The organism is Micromonospora sp. WMMA1949, from assembly GCF_027460145.1.
GTDB lineage: Bacteria > Actinomycetota > Actinomycetes > Mycobacteriales > Micromonosporaceae > Micromonospora.
This window is the reverse complement of sequence record NZ_JAPZBG010000001.1, coordinates 6,159,801-6,175,109: the sequence shown is the minus strand read 5'-3', so window position 1 is coordinate 6,175,109 and position 15,309 is coordinate 6,159,801. Positions and strand designations below refer to the sequence as shown.

The 15,309-nt window shown below is 74.0% G+C and carries 5 protein-coding genes; all 5 read left to right on the top strand.

Annotated elements, in window-relative coordinates:
• The first annotated feature begins 8 nt into the window (after positions 1 to 8).
• Genes O7607_RS28870 through O7607_RS28850 form a run of 5 tightly spaced genes read left to right on the top strand, consistent with a single transcriptional unit; the run spans position 9 to position 15,242 of the window.
• Complete coding sequence (locus O7607_RS28870) at positions 9 to 5,456, top strand: type I polyketide synthase (protein WP_269706602.1); 5,448 nt, start codon at positions 9 to 11, stop codon at positions 5,454 to 5,456.
• Between the two features lie 34 nt (positions 5,457 to 5,490).
• On the top strand, positions 5,491 to 6,444 hold the full coding sequence (locus tag O7607_RS28865; protein ID WP_269706601.1) for a TauD/TfdA family dioxygenase: 954 nt from the start codon (positions 5,491 to 5,493) through the stop codon (positions 6,442 to 6,444).
• Position 6,445: 1 nt separating this feature from the next.
• A complete protein-coding gene (locus tag O7607_RS28860; RefSeq protein ID WP_269706600.1) occupies positions 6,446 to 6,634 on the top strand; it encodes an MbtH family protein in 189 nt (62 codons plus the stop codon).
• Complete coding sequence (locus O7607_RS28855; protein ID WP_269706599.1) at positions 6,631 to 9,756, top strand: non-ribosomal peptide synthetase; 3,126 nt, start codon at positions 6,631 to 6,633, stop codon at positions 9,754 to 9,756. Before O7607_RS28860 ends, O7607_RS28855 begins: the two co-directional genes overlap by 4 nt.
• Complete coding sequence (locus O7607_RS28850; protein WP_269706598.1) at positions 9,756 to 15,242, top strand: non-ribosomal peptide synthetase/MFS transporter; 5,487 nt, start codon at positions 9,756 to 9,758, stop codon at positions 15,240 to 15,242. The genes O7607_RS28855 and O7607_RS28850 overlap by 1 nt, the downstream gene beginning before the upstream one ends.
• Positions 15,243 to 15,309: the final 67 nt, after the last annotated feature.

Genomic DNA, 15,309 nt, shown 5'->3' with positions numbered 1-15,309 from the left:
GAAACCCCATGCAGAACGACATTCCCGCCGACGACGGCGTCGAGCCCATCGCCATCGTCGGGCTCGCCGCCCGCCTGCCCGGCGCGGCCGACGTCGACGAGTTCTGGCGCAACCTGGTCGACGGCGTGGAGTCGACGACCGAGCTGACCCGCGAGGAGCAGATCGCCCGCGGCGCCCAGCCGCAGGAGGTCGACGACCCGGGCTGGGTCAACCGCGCCCCGCTGGTGGACGGCTACGACGAGTTCGACGCCGGCCTGTTCGGGATGACCGCCCGCGAGGTCGAGATCACCGACCCGCAGCACCGGCTGTTCCTGGAGAGCTGCTACACCGCGTTGCAGGACGCCGGCTACGACCCGGGCCGCTACGACGGCGCGGTGGGCGTGTACGCCGGCACCGGCGGCAACACGTACCTGTACCGCAACGTGATGCGCAACAAGCGGGTCGGCGGCAACCCGCACGGCGCGGTCTCGCTGGCGACCGGGAACTCGCCGAACTACGTGGCCACCAACGTGTCGTACCGGCTGGACCTGCGCGGCCCCAGCATGACCGTGCACACCGCCTGCTCGACGTCGCTGGTCGCGTTCCACCTGGCCTGCGAGGCGCTGCGCAACGGCGAGTGCGACATGGCCCTGGCCGGCGGCGTCAACATCGAACTGCCGCACGTCGGCTACCTCGGCATGGACGGCTTCACCTCGCCGGACGGGCGGTGCCGCCCGTTCGACGCCGGAGCGAACGGCACGGTGTGGGGCAGCGGCGTCGGCGTGACGCTGCTCAAGCGGCTCTCCGACGCGATCGCCGACGGCGACACCATCCGCGCGGTCGTGCTCGGCAACGCCATCAACAACGACGGCGCCGGGAAGGTCGGCTTCACCGCACCCAGCATCGACGGGCAGATGGAGGCCGTCGCCCAGGCCGTCGAGCTGGCCGGCGTCGACCCGCGCAGCATCAGCTACGTCGAGGCGCACGGCACCGGCACCGCACTCGGCGACCCGATCGAGATCGCCGCGCTGTCCGCCGTCTACACCAGGGACACCGACGAGCGCGGCTGGTGCGGCATCGGCTCGGTGAAGTCGAACATCGGCCACCTCAGCCAGCCCTCCGGCATCGTCAGCGTGATCAAGACGGTGCTGGCGATGGAACACGGGCTGATCCCGCCGACCATCAACTACGAGACGCCGAACCCGGCCATCGACTTCGCCGACACCCCGTTCTACGTGGCGAACACGCTGACCAAGTGGGACACCGACGGCGGCCCGCGCCGCGCCGGCGTCAGCTCCTTCGGCATCGGCGGCACCAACGCGCACGTGGTGCTCCAGGAGGCGCCGGCCGCCGAGCGGCCGGAGCCCCCCGTCCGCCCGGCGCACCTGCTCCAGGTGTCCGCGAAGACCCCGACCGCGCTGGACACCGCCGTGCGGCGGCTCGCCGACCACCTGGGCAGCGGCAGCGACGTGGCGCTCGCCGACGTGGCACACACGCTGCGGACCGGCCGCCAGGTGTACGCCCACCGCGCCGCGGTGGTCGCCGGTGACCCGGCGTCGGCAGTCGCCGCGCTGCGGGAACGGCGTAAGGGCCACCGGGGTGTCGCCGACGGGCCGGCGCCCCGGGTGGCGTTCCTGTTCAGCGGCCAGGGCTCGCAGTACGCCGGAATGGGCGCCGAGCTGTACGCGCAGGACAGCGCGTACGCCGCCGCCGTGGACGAGTGCGCCGAACTGCTCCGCCCCGAACTGGGCCTGGACATCCGCGACCTGATCCTGGGCCGCGACCCGGAGGCGGCGGACAAGCTCACCGAGACCCGCTGGACCCAGCCCGCCCTGTTCACCGTCGAGTACGCGCTCGCCGTCGCCTGGCGGGCCGCCGGGGTCACCCCGGCCGCGATGATCGGCCACTCCGTCGGCGAGTACGTCGCCGCCACGCTCGCCGGGGTGCTCGACCTCGCCGACGCGCTGCGCGTGGTGGCCGCCCGGGGCCGGCTCATGCACTCCCTGCCCGCCGGTTCGATGCTGGCCGTCACGCTCGACGAGTCGGCGGTGGCCGGCAAGCTGCCCGAGGGCCTGTCGGTGGCGACGGTCAACGGCCCCGGCACCTGCGTGGTCGCCGGTGAGACGGCGCTGGTGGAGGAGTTCGCGGCGAGCCTCGGCGGCAAGAACAAGTCGAAGCTGCTGCGCACCTCGCACGCGTTCCACTCGCCGATGATGGACCCGATCCTGGACGAGTTCACCGCGCTGATGGCCACGGTGCCGCTGCGCGCTCCGGCGGTGCCGTTCGTGTCCAACGTGACGGGCACCTGGATCACCGAGGCGCAGGCCACCGACCCGGCGTACTGGGCCGCGCACCTGCGCCGCCCGGTCCGCTTCGGCGCGTGCGTGGCCACGCTGCTCGCCGAGGGCACCTGGGCGCTCGTCGAGTGCGGCCCCGGCCGGCAGCTGGCCAACCTGGCCCGGATGCAGGTCGCCAAGGCCGGCGAGGCGCAGCGCGCGCTGACCCCGCTGGGCAGCCTGCCCGGCCCCGGCGAGCAGACCGGTGACCTGGCCACGCTGCTCGGCACGGCCGGCGCGCTCTGGTGCGCCGGGGTGCCGGTGAACCTTCCGGCCGACCCGCACGCGCGGCGGGTGCCGCTGCCCACGTACCCGTTCGAGCGGCGCCGCTACTGGATCGACCCCGACCCGGAGCAGGAGCTGGCCGCGGCGCCCGTCGAGACCGGCCCCCGCCCGCTGCCGGAGTGGTTCGCGGTGCCGGTGTGGCGGCAGGCCGCCCCGGCCCGCACCGCCGAGCCGCTGGGCCGTTGCCTGGTGCTGGCCGACGGCCCGCGCGGCGAGGCGCTCGTGGCCGCGTTGCGCGCCGCCGGCGACGACCCGGTCGAGGTACGCGCCGGTGCGGCGTTCACCGCCACCGCGAGCGGCTTCCGGCTGCGCCCAGGCGTACGCGCCGACGCGGAGGAACTGGTCGCCGCGCTCGGCGCCGACCTGCCCCGGCGGATCGTGTACGCGTTCGCGCTCGACGGCGAGCCGGCCGGCACCGACGCGGCGGCCGCGTGGGCGGCGCAGGAGCGCGGCTTCTTCGGCGCGCTGCACCTGGTGCAGGCCCTCGCCGGGGCCGGTGTCACGGCCGACGAGGCGGGCGTACGCCTGGACCTGGTCACCGCCGGCATCGGCGACGTACGCGGCGACGACCTGACCCGTCCCGAGCACGCCACGCTGGCCGGCCTGGCCCGGGTGCTCCCGGCGGAGCTGCCCGGCCTGACCGTGCGGCTGCTCGACAGCGACCCGGCCGCGCGCGGCGTCGCCGCCCTGGTGGCCGAGCTGCGCAGCCCGGTCGACGCGGAGCACCCGGAGGTGGCGCTGCGCGGCGACCGCCGCTGGCTCGGCGGCTACGAGCAGGTGAGCGTGGCCGCCGAGGACGAGCCGGGTGTGCTGCGCGAGGAGGGCCGCTACCTGATCACCGGTGGTCTCGGCGGCATCGGTGTCACCCTCGCCGAGGACTTCGCTCGCCGGGCCCGCGCCAAGCTGGTGCTGCTGGCCCGTTCCGGGCTGCCCGAGCGGGACGGGTGGGACGCGCACCTGGCGGTGCACGGCGGCGCCGACCGGGCCGGGCGGGCCATCGCGGCGATCCGCCGCATGGAGGCGGCCGGCGCCGAGGTGCTGGTGCTCGCCGCCGACGTCACCGACCCCGACGACCTGCGCCGGGTCCGCGAGGAGGCGGAGCGCCGGTTCGGCGGGCTGGACGGGATCGTGCACGCGGCCGGTCTGCCCGGCGGCGGCATGGCCGAGGTGAAGGAGCGCGACGAGGCGCGGGGCGTGCTGGCCCCGAAGCTGGCCGGCACCCTGGCGCTGGCCCGGGTCTTCGGCGACCTGCCGCTGGACTTCGTGGTGCTCTGCTCCTCGATCACCGCGGTGATCGGCGGGTTCGGTCAGGTCGACTACTGCGCCGCGAACAACTTCCTGGACGCGTTCGCGCGCTCCGGCACCGGGTTCCGCGCGCCGGTGGTGTCGCAGAACTGGGGCGGCTGGGCCGAGGTCGGCATGGCGGTGGAGACCGCCGCGCCGGCCGCGTTCCGGGCCGCCGGGCGGGACACCGTGACCACGGCGGTCGCCCACCCGGTGCTCACCACGATGGTCGCCGGCCCGGACGGCACGGTGCTGCACGGCCTGGTCTCGGCGGACACCCACTGGCTGCTCGACGAGCACCGGATCGGCGGGGTGCCGGTGGTGCCGGGCACCGCCCACCTGGAGTCGGTGCGCGCCGCGGTGGCCGCCGCGCTGCCCGCGCCGGGACCGGACGCTGCGGTGGAGCTGCGGGACGTGGTGTTCCTGGAGCCGTTCTCGGTGCCGGACGGCACGGTGGCCCAGTACCGGGTCGAGCTGACCCCGGCCGAGGACGGCACGGACTTCACCGTCGCCAGCCTCGCCGCCGGCCAGGCGCGTACCCACGTCCGCGGCACCGCCGGGTGGACCACCGACGCGGCCCCGCCGGCCGTCGTGCCCGCGGTGGCCGGGCGGCGGGTCGACGACGACGCGTCGTTCGGCCGGGGACGCACCAGCATGCTGACGTTCGGGCCGCGCTGGGCGGCGCTGGCCGAGCACCACCTCGCCGACGGCGAGGAACTGGCCCGGGTGCAGGCACCCGCCGCCGCGCTCGGCGACCTGCCCTCCTGGGGGCTGCACCCGGCGCTGCTGGACGTGGCCACCGCGTTCGGCCGGGGCCAGGGCACCGGCACCTACCTGCCGCTGTCGTACGGCCGGATCGTGGTGCGCGGCGCGCTGCCGGCGACGTTCAACAGTCACCTGCGGCACCGGCCCGCGGCCACCGACGAGGTGGTCGCCGCCGACCTGTCGCTGCGCGACCCGGACGGGCGGGAACTGGTCGCGATCAGCGACTTCGTGCTGCGCCGGGTCGACCAGGACGCGGTCACCGGCAACCTGGCCGAACCCCCGGCGGACGCCGACACCCCGGCGCCGGTGACCGAGGACATCCGCCCGGTCGACGGCGCGGAGGCGTTCCGCCGCAGCCTCGCCGCCGGTCTCGGCGCGCAGGTGGTGATCACCACCCGTACGGTCGCCGACATCCGGCGCCGGGCCGCCCGGGTCACCACCGACAGCATCGCCGAGGACACCGACGCGCCGGCCGGCACGGCGGCGGCCACCGGTGGCGGCTCGGCGGCCCCCGGCACCGAGCTGGAGAAGACCATCGCCCAGGTGTGGCGCGACGGCCTCGGCGTCACCGACGTCGGCGTGGACGACGACTTCTTCGCCCTCGGCGGCAACTCGCTCGTGGCCGTGCAGCTCATCGCGGCCATGCGCAAGGCCACCGGCGTACGGCTGCCGATGCGCAGCCTCTTCGAGACCCCCACCGTGGCCGGCCTGGCCGCCCGGATCGAGGAGCTGCGCGCCGAGGCGCCCACCGGCGCACCGGCCGCCCCGGCGGCGATCCCGGCCATCCCGCGGTTGCCCCGCGGCTGACATCCCCCGACCCAGAACCAGGAGACACCGCACCATGAGCGAGACAACCGCGACGCTGCCGGTGGTCGTCGAGAGCGACGGCCGGGCGCTGACCGACCTGATCACGGCCCGGCGTGCCGAGCTGCGGGACACCCTCGTCGCCAACGGGGGGCTGCTGTTCCGCGGCTTCGACGTGGGCGGCGTGGACGGCTTCGACCAGGCCGTACGCGCCCTGGCCGGTGAGCCGCTGACCTACACCGAGCGTTCCTCGCCCCGGCACTCCATCAAGGGCCGGGTCTACACCTCGACCGACTACCCGCCGGACGAGGAGATCTTCCTGCACAACGAGAACTCGTACCAGGCGCGCTGGCCGCTGACGCTGTTCTTCTACTGCGTCACGCCGCCGGACACCCGGGGCGCCACGCCGCTGGCCGACGTGCGCCGGGTGTACGAGCTGATCGACCCGGCGGTCCGCGAGGAGTTCGTGCGCCGCCGGTGGATGCTGGTGCGCAACTTCCACGGCGACTTCGGCACCCGCTGGCAGGAGGTGTTCAACACCGAGAGCCGCGCCGAGGTCGAGGCGTACGCGGCGGACAACGGGATCACCGTGGAGTGGGTCGGCAAGGACGGCCTGCGGACCCGCGCGGTCCGCGACGTGGTGCACCACCGGCCCGGGTCGGACACCCCGCGCTGGTTCAACCACGCCACGTTCTTCCACCTCAGCACCCTGCCCAAGGACTACCAGGAGGGGCTGCTCGCCATGTTCGGTGCCGACGGGCTGCCGTCGAACACCTACTACGGCGACGGCGGGGAGATCCCCGCCGACGTCATGGACCACCTGCGCGCCGCCTACCGGGCGGCCACCGTCCGCTTCGACTACCAGCGCGACGACGTGCTGGTGGTGGACAACATGACCGCCGCGCACGGCCGGGAACCGTTCACCGGTCCCCGCAAGATCGCCGTCGCCATGGCCGAGCCGTACACCCCCGAGACCGCAGGAGCGAACTGACATGGCCGAATCCCGATTCCTGGTCGTGCGCAACGACGAGGAGCAGTACTCGATCTGGTCGGCCGACCGGGACCTGCCCGCCGGCTGGCACGACACCGGCTTCGCCGGCACCCGCGAGGAGTGCCTGGCCCACGTCGACGAGGTCTGGACCGACATGCGTCCCCGCTCGGTGCGCGAGGCCCTCTCATGAGCACGGGTCAGGAGTGGACCTTCCCGGCCTCCTACGCCCAGGAGCGGGTGTGGATGGCCAACCAGCTCGACGCCGGGTCGCCGGTGTTCAACGTGTCCCTCCCGTGGCTGTTCCCGGCCGGCGTGGACGCCGACACGGCCAGTGACGTGGTCAACCGGGTGATCGCCCGGCACGAGGCGCTGCGTACCCACCTGCGGACCGACGACGGCGCACTGGTGCAGGTCGTGCGCGCCCACGAGCCGGTGCCGCTGCCCGTCACCGACATCACCCACCTGCCGGCCGGGGAGCAGCGGGCGGAGTTCGAGCGCATCCGCGGCGAGATGGCGCGCCTGCCGATCCCGCTGGACGCGGCGCCGCTGTGGCGGGCCCGGCTGGTCCGCATGGACGAAGGGCTGGCGCTGGCGTTCGTGGTGCACCACGCCGTCTTCGACAGCCACTCGGCCGTGCTGTTCCACGCCGAGCTGGTCGCGTTCCGCGAGGCCGCGCGCACCGGCGCCGAGCCCGCCCTGCCCGAGCTGCCCATCCAGTACGCCGACTTCGCGGTCTGGCAGCGCCAGCAGCTCACCGGCGAGGAACTGGACCGGCAGCTCGCGTTCTGGACCGGTCACCTGGCCGGCGCGCCGCCGGTCACCGGCCTGCCGCTGGACCGGCCCCGCCCGGCCCAGCTCGGCTTCGCCGGTGACGAGGTGCACTTCACGCTGCCCGACGGGCTGCTGGACCGCGTCGGCGCGCTGGCCACCGGCGCGCAGGCCACCCCGTACATGGTGCTGCTCGCCGGTTTCGCGGCGCTGCTGTCGCGGATCTCCGGCGAGGCCGACGTGGTGGTCGGCGTCTCCACCGCGGGCCGGGACAACCCGGAGCTGACGCCGCTGATCGGCATGTTCGTCAACCCGGTGGCGCTGCGTTGCGACGTCTCCGGCGACCCGACGTTCGCGGCGCTGCTCGGCCGGGTCCGCAACGGCCTGATCGACGCGATGGAGCACGGGCAGACGCCGTTCCAGAAAATCGTCGAGGCGGTCGACCCGCAGCGTGACCCGTCGGTGCAGCCGATCTTCCAGACCGCCCTGAACTGGATCCCGGACTCCGGGCTCGACCCGGTGGAGCTGGGCACCACGAAGGACGACCTGGCCTTCGACATCACCACCGGCGACTGCCGCCTGGCCTACCGCACCGATCTGTTCGACAGGGCCACGGCCGAGACGGTGGTCCGCCGCTACGTGCGGCTGCTCGCCGCCGCGGTCGCCGAGCCGGAGCGGACGGTCGGCGCGCTGCCGCTGCTCACCGACACCGAACGGGAGCAGGTGCTCGGCACCTGGAACGACACCGCCCGCGACGTGCCGGTGACCACAGTGGTCGACGAGGTGCAGCGGCAGGCCGCCGCCACCCCGGACGCGGCGGCGCTGGTGTGCGACGGCGTGACGCTGGGCTACGGCGAGCTGAACACCGCCGCGAACCGGCTCGCCCGGCTGCTGGTGGCCCGTGGCGCCGGCCCGGAGACCCGGGTCGCGCTGGCCCTGCCCCGCTCCTGCGACCTCGTCGTGGCGATGCTGGCGGTGCTCAAGGCCGGCGCCGCGTACGTGCCGGTGGACACCGCGTACCCGGCGGGCCGGATCGCGTACCTGCTGGCCGACGCCGCGCCCGCGCTGGTGGTGACCAGCCCGGAGACCGCCGCCCTGGTGCCCGGTGACGCGCTGGTGCTCGACGGCGAGGTCGGCTCGGACCAGTCCGGCGACGACCTCACCGACGCAGACCGGGTCGCGCCGCTGCGCCCCGAGCACCCGGCGTACGTGCTCTACACCTCCGGCTCCACCGGCCGACCGAAGGGCGTGGTGGTCGAGCACCGGGCGGTGACCGCGTACCTGGCCTGGGCCCGGGCCACCTACCCGGGGCTTTCCGGGGTGGCGCTGCTGCACTCGCCGGTGTCGTTCGACCTCACCGTCACCGGCCTGCTCGGCACGCTCACCGCCGGCGGCACGGTCCGGCTCGCCGCGATCGACGAGCCGGCCGCCCGCGCCGGTGGCCGGCCGGCCTTCCTCAAGGTCACGCCGAGCCACCTGCCGCTGCTCGACGGCGAGCTGTCGCCGACGGCCGACCTGGTGATCGGCGGCGAGGCGCTGACCGGGGAGCAGCTCGCCGCCTGGCGGGCCGCGCACCCCGACGTGGCCGTCGTCAACGAGTACGGCCCGACGGAGGCCACGGTGGGCTGCGTCGCGGCTCGGATCGCCCCCGGTGAGCCGGTCCCGGCCGGCCCGGTGCCGATCGGCACGCCCACCTGGAACACCCGGGCGCTGCTGCTCGACGCCGCCCTGCGGCCGGTGCCCCCGGGCGTGGTGGGGGAGCTGTACGTCACCGGCACCCAGCTGGCGCGCGGCTACCACGACCGGCCCGGCCTGACCGCCGAGCGGTTCCTGCCCTGCCCGTACGGCCCGCCCGGCGCCCGGATGTACGCCACCGGCGACCTGGCCCGCTGGCGTGCCGACGGCACGCTGGACTACCTGGGCCGCCGCGACGACCAGGTCAAGGTGCGCGGCATGCGCATCGAGCTGGGCGAGGTCGAGGCCGCGCTGCTGGCCCACCCGGACGTGCGCGCCGCCGCCGCGGCGGTCCGCACCGACGGCGGCGAGCCGATGCTCGTCGGCTACCTGGTGGGCCCGGCCCACGAGGACTCGGTCCGCGCCGAACTGGCCCGTGAGCTGCCCGCGCACCTGCTGCCGGCCGCCCTGGTGCGGCTGGACGCGCTGCCGCTGACGCCGAACGGCAAGCTGGACCGCACCGCGCTGCCCGCCCCGGCGACGACCGAGGCGGCGCAGGACAGCTACGTCGCCCCCCGCACCGACGCCGAGGGTCTGGTCGCCGAGGTGTACGCCGAGATCCTCCAGGTGGAGAAGGTCGGCGCCCACGACGACTTCTTCGCCCTCGGCGGCAACTCGCTGCGCGGCATGCGGGCGATGGCCCGGATCCGCTCCGAGGTCGACGTCGACCTGCCCATGCGGGCGCTGTTCAGCAGCCCCGTGGTGGCGGACCTGGCCGCCCAGATCGAACAGCGGATCGCCGCCGAACTCGACGGGCTCTCCGACACCGAGGTCGCCGCGCTGCTCGCGGCGGAAGAGGGAACCAACTGATGACGGACCTGAAGGATCCGGCCCGCGAGGCGGCCCGGCAGGCGCTGATCGCCAAACGGCTACGCGCCCGCCAGACCGCCCCCGCGGCCCGGATCACCCCCCGCCCGTCCGGCGCCGAGGTGCCGCTGTCCTACGCCCAGGAGCGGGTCTGGTTCATGGACCAGCTCGCCCCGGGCGAGGCGGCCTACCACATCGCGGTGCCGCTGCGGGTACGCGGACCACTCGACGTGGACGCGCTGCGCGCCGCGCTGACCGCCCTCGCGGACCGGCACGAGTCGCAGCGCACCCGCTTCCCGGCCGACGCCGACGGCCGCCCCACAGTGGTCATCGCCGACGCCGTGGACGTGCCGCTGACGGTGGTGGACGCGCCCGACGAGGCCGCCGCGCAGGCGCTCGTCAACGCGGCGGCGGCCGAGCCGTTCGACCTGGCGAACGGGCCGCTGCTGCGGGCGCTGCTGATCCGGCTCGCCGCCGACGACCACGTGCTGTTCCTCGCCCAGCACCACATCGTCGGCGACGGCTGGTCGGTGGACGTGCTGCTGCGCGACCTGATCACGCTCTACCGGGGCGGCGAGCCGCCCGCGCTGCCGATCCAGTACGGCGACTTCGCCGTCTGGGAGGCCCAGGAGCTGGACGGGCCGCAGGCCCGCGCGCACGTCGACTACTGGAAGCAGCGGCTGGCCGGCATCACGCCGCTGGAACTGCCGCTGGACCGGCCCCGCCCGGCCACCCAGACCTACCGTGGCGACTTCGTCGAGTTCCAGCTCGACCCGGCCGCCACCGAGGCGCTCAACACGCTCACCCGCGACAGCGGCGGCACGCTGTTCATGACGCTGCTCGCCGCGTACCAGGTGCTGCTGGCCCGGCACGCCGGCCAGGACGACTTCGCCATCGGCGCGTCGGTGGCCGGCCGGTCCGCGCCGGAGTTGGAGAACGTCGTCGGCATGTTCATCAACATGCTGCCGCTGCGCGCCGACCTGGCCGGCGACCCGACGTTCGCCGAGCTGCTGGAGCGCACCCGCCGTACGGTGCTCGACGGTTTCGAGCACGGCGAGGTGCCGTTCGCCAAGGTGGTCCACGAGCTGGGCCTGCCGCGCGACGTCAGCCGCTCCCCGGTGTTCCAGACCATGTTCGTGCTGCAGAACTACGAGATGGGCCGCTTCCGCGGCGTGTCCCGCACCGACGAGGTCACGTTCTCCTGGACCCCGATGGAGTTGCAGGCCACCCGGTTCGACTTCGAGCTGCACGCGGTGGAGACCGTCGACGGGCTCTGGGGCAAGCTGGTCTTCAACACCGACCTGTTCGACCGGGCCACGGTGCAGCGGATGGCGCAGCGGTGGACCACGCTGCTGGACGCCGTCGTCGCCGCGCCGGACACCCCGGTGTCCCGGCTGCCGCTGCTGCCCGCCGCCGAGCGGGATCTGCTGGCCGCCTGGAACGACACCACAGCGGACTTCCCGCGCGAGCAGACGCTGCACGGCCCGATCGAGGAGCGCGCCGCCGCCACGCCGGACGCGGTGGCGGTCACCATCGACGGGCACAGCCGCACGTACGCCGAGCTGAACGCGCAGGCCAACCGCATCGCGCACCGGCTGCGCGCGGCGGGCGTCGGCCCGGAGACCCTGGTCGGGGTGTGCGCGGAACGGTCGGTGGAACTGGTCGCCGGCCTGCTCGGCGTGCTCAAGGCCGGCGGCGCGTACCTGCCGCTGGACCCGGAGTACCCGGCCGACCGGCTCGCGTTCATGGTCGGCGACGCGGACGCGCCGGTGGTGCTGGTCCAGTCGCACCTGCGTGACGTGCTGCCCGACACCGGCGCCACGGTGCTCGAACTGGACGACGCCACCGTGTGGAGCGGTCAGCCCGAGACCGACCCCACGCCGGCCGCCGGGCCGGAGAACCTGGCGTACGTCATCTACACCTCCGGGTCCACCGGCCGCCCGAAGGGCGTACCGAACACGCACCGGGGCATCGTCAACCGGCTCGACTGGATGCAGAAGACGTACGGCCTCGGCGCCGACGACGCGGTGCTCCAGAAGACCCCGGCGAGCTTCGACGTGTCGGTGTGGGAGTTCTTCTGGCCGCTGCGCACCGGCGCCCGCCTCGTGCTGGCCGAGCCCGGCGGTCACAAGGACGCCGGCTACCTGCGCGACCTGCTGGTGTCCGAGCGGATCACCACCGCCCACTTCGTACCGTCGATGCTCACCGTCTTCCTCGCCGAGGACGGCGTGGAGGCGGCCACCGCGCTGCGCCGGGTGATCTGCTCCGGCGAGGAGCTGCCGCCGGCCTCGGCGGCCGACTTCACCGCCCGGCTGCCGTGGTGCGGCCTGCACAACCTGTACGGCCCGACCGAGGCGGCCATCGACGTGACCGCCTGGGCGTGCGAGCCGGACCGGCTCGCGCAGGTGACCAGCGTGCCGATCGGCGCGCCGATCGCCAACCTGCGGCTGCACGTGCTCGACCCGTCCGGCGCGCAGTGCCCGGTCGGGGTGGCCGGCGAGCTGCACATCGGCGGTGTCGGGCTGGCCCGCGGCTACCACCGCCGGCCGGCGCTGACCGCGGAGAAGTTCGTCCCCGACCCGTTCTCCTCCGAGCCGGGCGCCCGCCTCTACCGCACCGGCGACCTGGCCCGCTGGGTCGTCGGCCCGGACGGCGCCGGGGTGATCGAGTTCCTGGGCCGCATCGACCACCAGGTCAAGCTGCGCGGCCTGCGCATCGAGCTGGGCGAGATCGAGAGCGCGCTGCGCGACCAGCCGGGCGTCACCGAGGCGACGGTGATCGTCCGCGAGGACAGCCCGGGCGACAAGCGGCTCACCGCGTACCTGGTGGGGGACGCCGAGCACGCGGCGCTGAAGACGGCGCTGAAGGACACGCTGCCGGAGTACATGGTGCCGGCCGCGTTCGTCACGCTCGACGCGCTGCCGCTGACCCCGAACGGCAAGCTGGACCGCAAGGCGCTGCCAGCGCCGGTGGTCACCCGCGAGGCGTCGGTGGAACTGGTCGAGCCGCGCGACGACACCGAGCGGGCGCTCGCCGCGATCTGGTCCGAGGTGCTCGGCGTGGACACGCTCGGCATCGACGACGACTTCTTCGACCTGGGCGGGCACTCCATGCTCGCCACCCAGGTCGTCGCCAGGATCCGCAAGGCGGAGCTGGGCGGCCGGGCGGTCGGTGTGATGGACCTGTTCCAGCAGCGCACCATCCGCGACCTCGCCGCGTTCATCTCCGGCGACGCCGCGCAGGAGGGGCCGCGCCGGCTGCTCTACGAGCTGACCAAGCCGATTCCGGCGGGCAAGCGGGTGCTGACGTACGTCTGCGTCCCGTACGGCGGCGGCAGCGCCATCGTCTACCAGCCGCTGGCCGACGCGCTGCCGGCCGGGTACGGGCTGTGGTCGCTGGCGATCCCCGGCCACGACGTGGGACTCAGCGAGGACGCGCTGCCGTTCGACGAGCTGACCAGCCGGGTCGCCGACGAGATCCTGGAGCGGGTCGAGGGGCCGATCGCCCTGTACGGCCACTGCGGCGTGGGCAGCGCCATCCTGGCCGACGTGGCCCGCAAGGTCGAGGCGGCCGGCCGGGACCTGGAGGCCGTCTACATCGGCGCCATGTTCCCGTTCGCCCGCCCGAAGGGCGTGATCGCGGCGCTGCGCGACCGCCTCGAGCGGCTCAGCAGCAACAGGCACTCCGCGAGCTGGCTCAAGTCGATGGGTGTGGACACCGACGAGCTGGAACCGGAGCAGGCCGACCGGATCATCAGCAACATGCGGGCCGACTCCCGCGCCTCGGAGGAGTACTTCACCCGGCTGCTGGACCAGCAGGCGGCGAAGCTGCGCGCGCCGATCATCTCGGTGGTCGGCTCCGAGGACCCGGTGACCGACTACTACCGCGAGCGGTACGCCGAGTGGCAGTTCCTCAGCGACACGCTCGGCCTTGTGGTGCTCGACCAGGCCGGGCACTTCTTCCTCAAGTACCGGGCCGAGGAACTGGCCGAGATCGTCACCCGGGTGCACCCGGCGGTGGTCGCCGGTGACGTCAGCGCGCTGACGCCGGAGGCCCGCGGTGAGGATGCCGCCTGGGTGGTGGCCGACACGCTGCGCGTGGGGGAGGACCGCAAGCCCACCAAGACGGTCAAGCCGAGCATGGGCCGGTTCATGGCCATCACGACCGGTCAGCTCATCTCCAGCACCGGTTCCGCGCTGACCGCGTTCGCGCTGCCGATCTGGCTGTTCAACCGCACCGGCTCGGTGGCGAACCTCGGCCTGCTCTGGGCGCTCGCGCTGATCTGCGGCGTGCTCATGCTGCCGGTGGCCGGCGCCCTGGTCGACCGGGTCAGCCGGCGTCGCATCATGATGACGGCGAGCTGCTTCGCGGGTTCCGTCCAGTTGGTGCTGGCCACCCTGTTGTGGACCGACAACCTGGTGCTCTGGCACATCTACATGCTGGTGGCGCTCAGTTCGGTGGCCGGTTCGTTCCAGCGGATCGCGTTCCAGTCGGCGGTGCCGCAGCTGGTGCCCAAGCGCTACCTCGGGCACGCCATGGGCATCACCCAGCTGTCCACCGGTGTGGCCACGCTGCTCATGCCGGCGTTCGCGGCCGGCCTGCTCGCCACCATCGAGCTGAAGGGCATCCTGCTGGTCGATGTGGCCAGCTACGTGTTCGCGGTGCTCACCCTCGCCGTGGTCCGATTCCCGGACGCGCTGGGCTGGCGGCCCCGGGAACGGCTGCTGGTGGCCATCGCCAACGGCATGCGCTACTCGTGGCGGCACCGCGGGTTCCGGCTGATGCTCGGCTACTTCGCGCTGGGCAACATCTTCCTGGCGCCCGCGCTGGTGCTCATCACGCCGCTGGTGCTGTCGTTCGGCAGCCCGACCCAGGTGGCGCAGGTCGCGCTGGCCGAGGCGGTCGGCGCGGTGCTCGGCGGCGTCCTCATGTCGCTGTGGGGCGGTCCGCGTAAGCGCCGGATGATCGGCGTGCTGATCGGCAACATGGGCACCGCCATCGGCTGCGTGCTGATCGGCCTAGACGCGTCGGTGGCGATGATCTGCGTCGGCTTCTGCTGGCTGGCCATGTCGATGACCACCGCGCAGTCGATCTACGCGACGATCGTCCAGGTGAAGGTGCCGCAGCGCTTCCACGGCCGGGTGTTCAGCCTCAACCAGACCATCTCCTGGTCGACGCTGCCGATCGGGTTCGCGCTGCTCGCACCGGGCGCCACCGCGCTGTTCGAGCCGATGCTCGCCCCGGGCGGGGCGCTGGCCGGTTCGGTGGGCGCGGTGATCGGCACCGGCCCGGGCCGGGGCATCGGCTTCGCGTACATCTGCTTCGGCGTGGCGCTGATCCTCATCACCCTCGGCGGTTTCTCGATCCGGCTGTTGCGCCGCTTCGACATCGAGGTCGAGGACTCCCTGCCGGACGACCTGATCGGCGCCCAGGAGCGCGAGAAGCGCCTGGCCGCCAAGGCCGAGAAGAAGGAGCTGGTCTCGGTCTGACCCCGTCGCCCATCCGGCTGATCAAGGAGTTCGTGTCCTTTCCGGGCCCTCCGGCAGGCACGAACTC

Excerpts from the sequence above, each read along its gene's own strand:
- O7607_RS28865 (WP_269706601.1), top strand. The coding sequence starts at position 5,491 with ATGAGCGAGACAACCGCGACGCTGCCGGTGGTCGTCGAGAGCGACGGC.
- O7607_RS28860 (WP_269706600.1), top strand. The coding sequence starts at position 6,446 with ATGGCCGAATCCCGATTCCTGGTCGTGCGCAACGACGAGGAGCAGTAC.
- O7607_RS28870 (WP_269706602.1), top strand. The coding sequence starts at position 9 with ATGCAGAACGACATTCCCGCCGACGACGGCGTCGAGCCCATCGCCATC.
- O7607_RS28850 (WP_269706598.1), top strand. The coding sequence starts at position 9,756 with ATGACGGACCTGAAGGATCCGGCCCGCGAGGCGGCCCGGCAGGCGCTG.
- O7607_RS28855 (WP_269706599.1), top strand. The coding sequence starts at position 6,631 with ATGAGCACGGGTCAGGAGTGGACCTTCCCGGCCTCCTACGCCCAGGAG.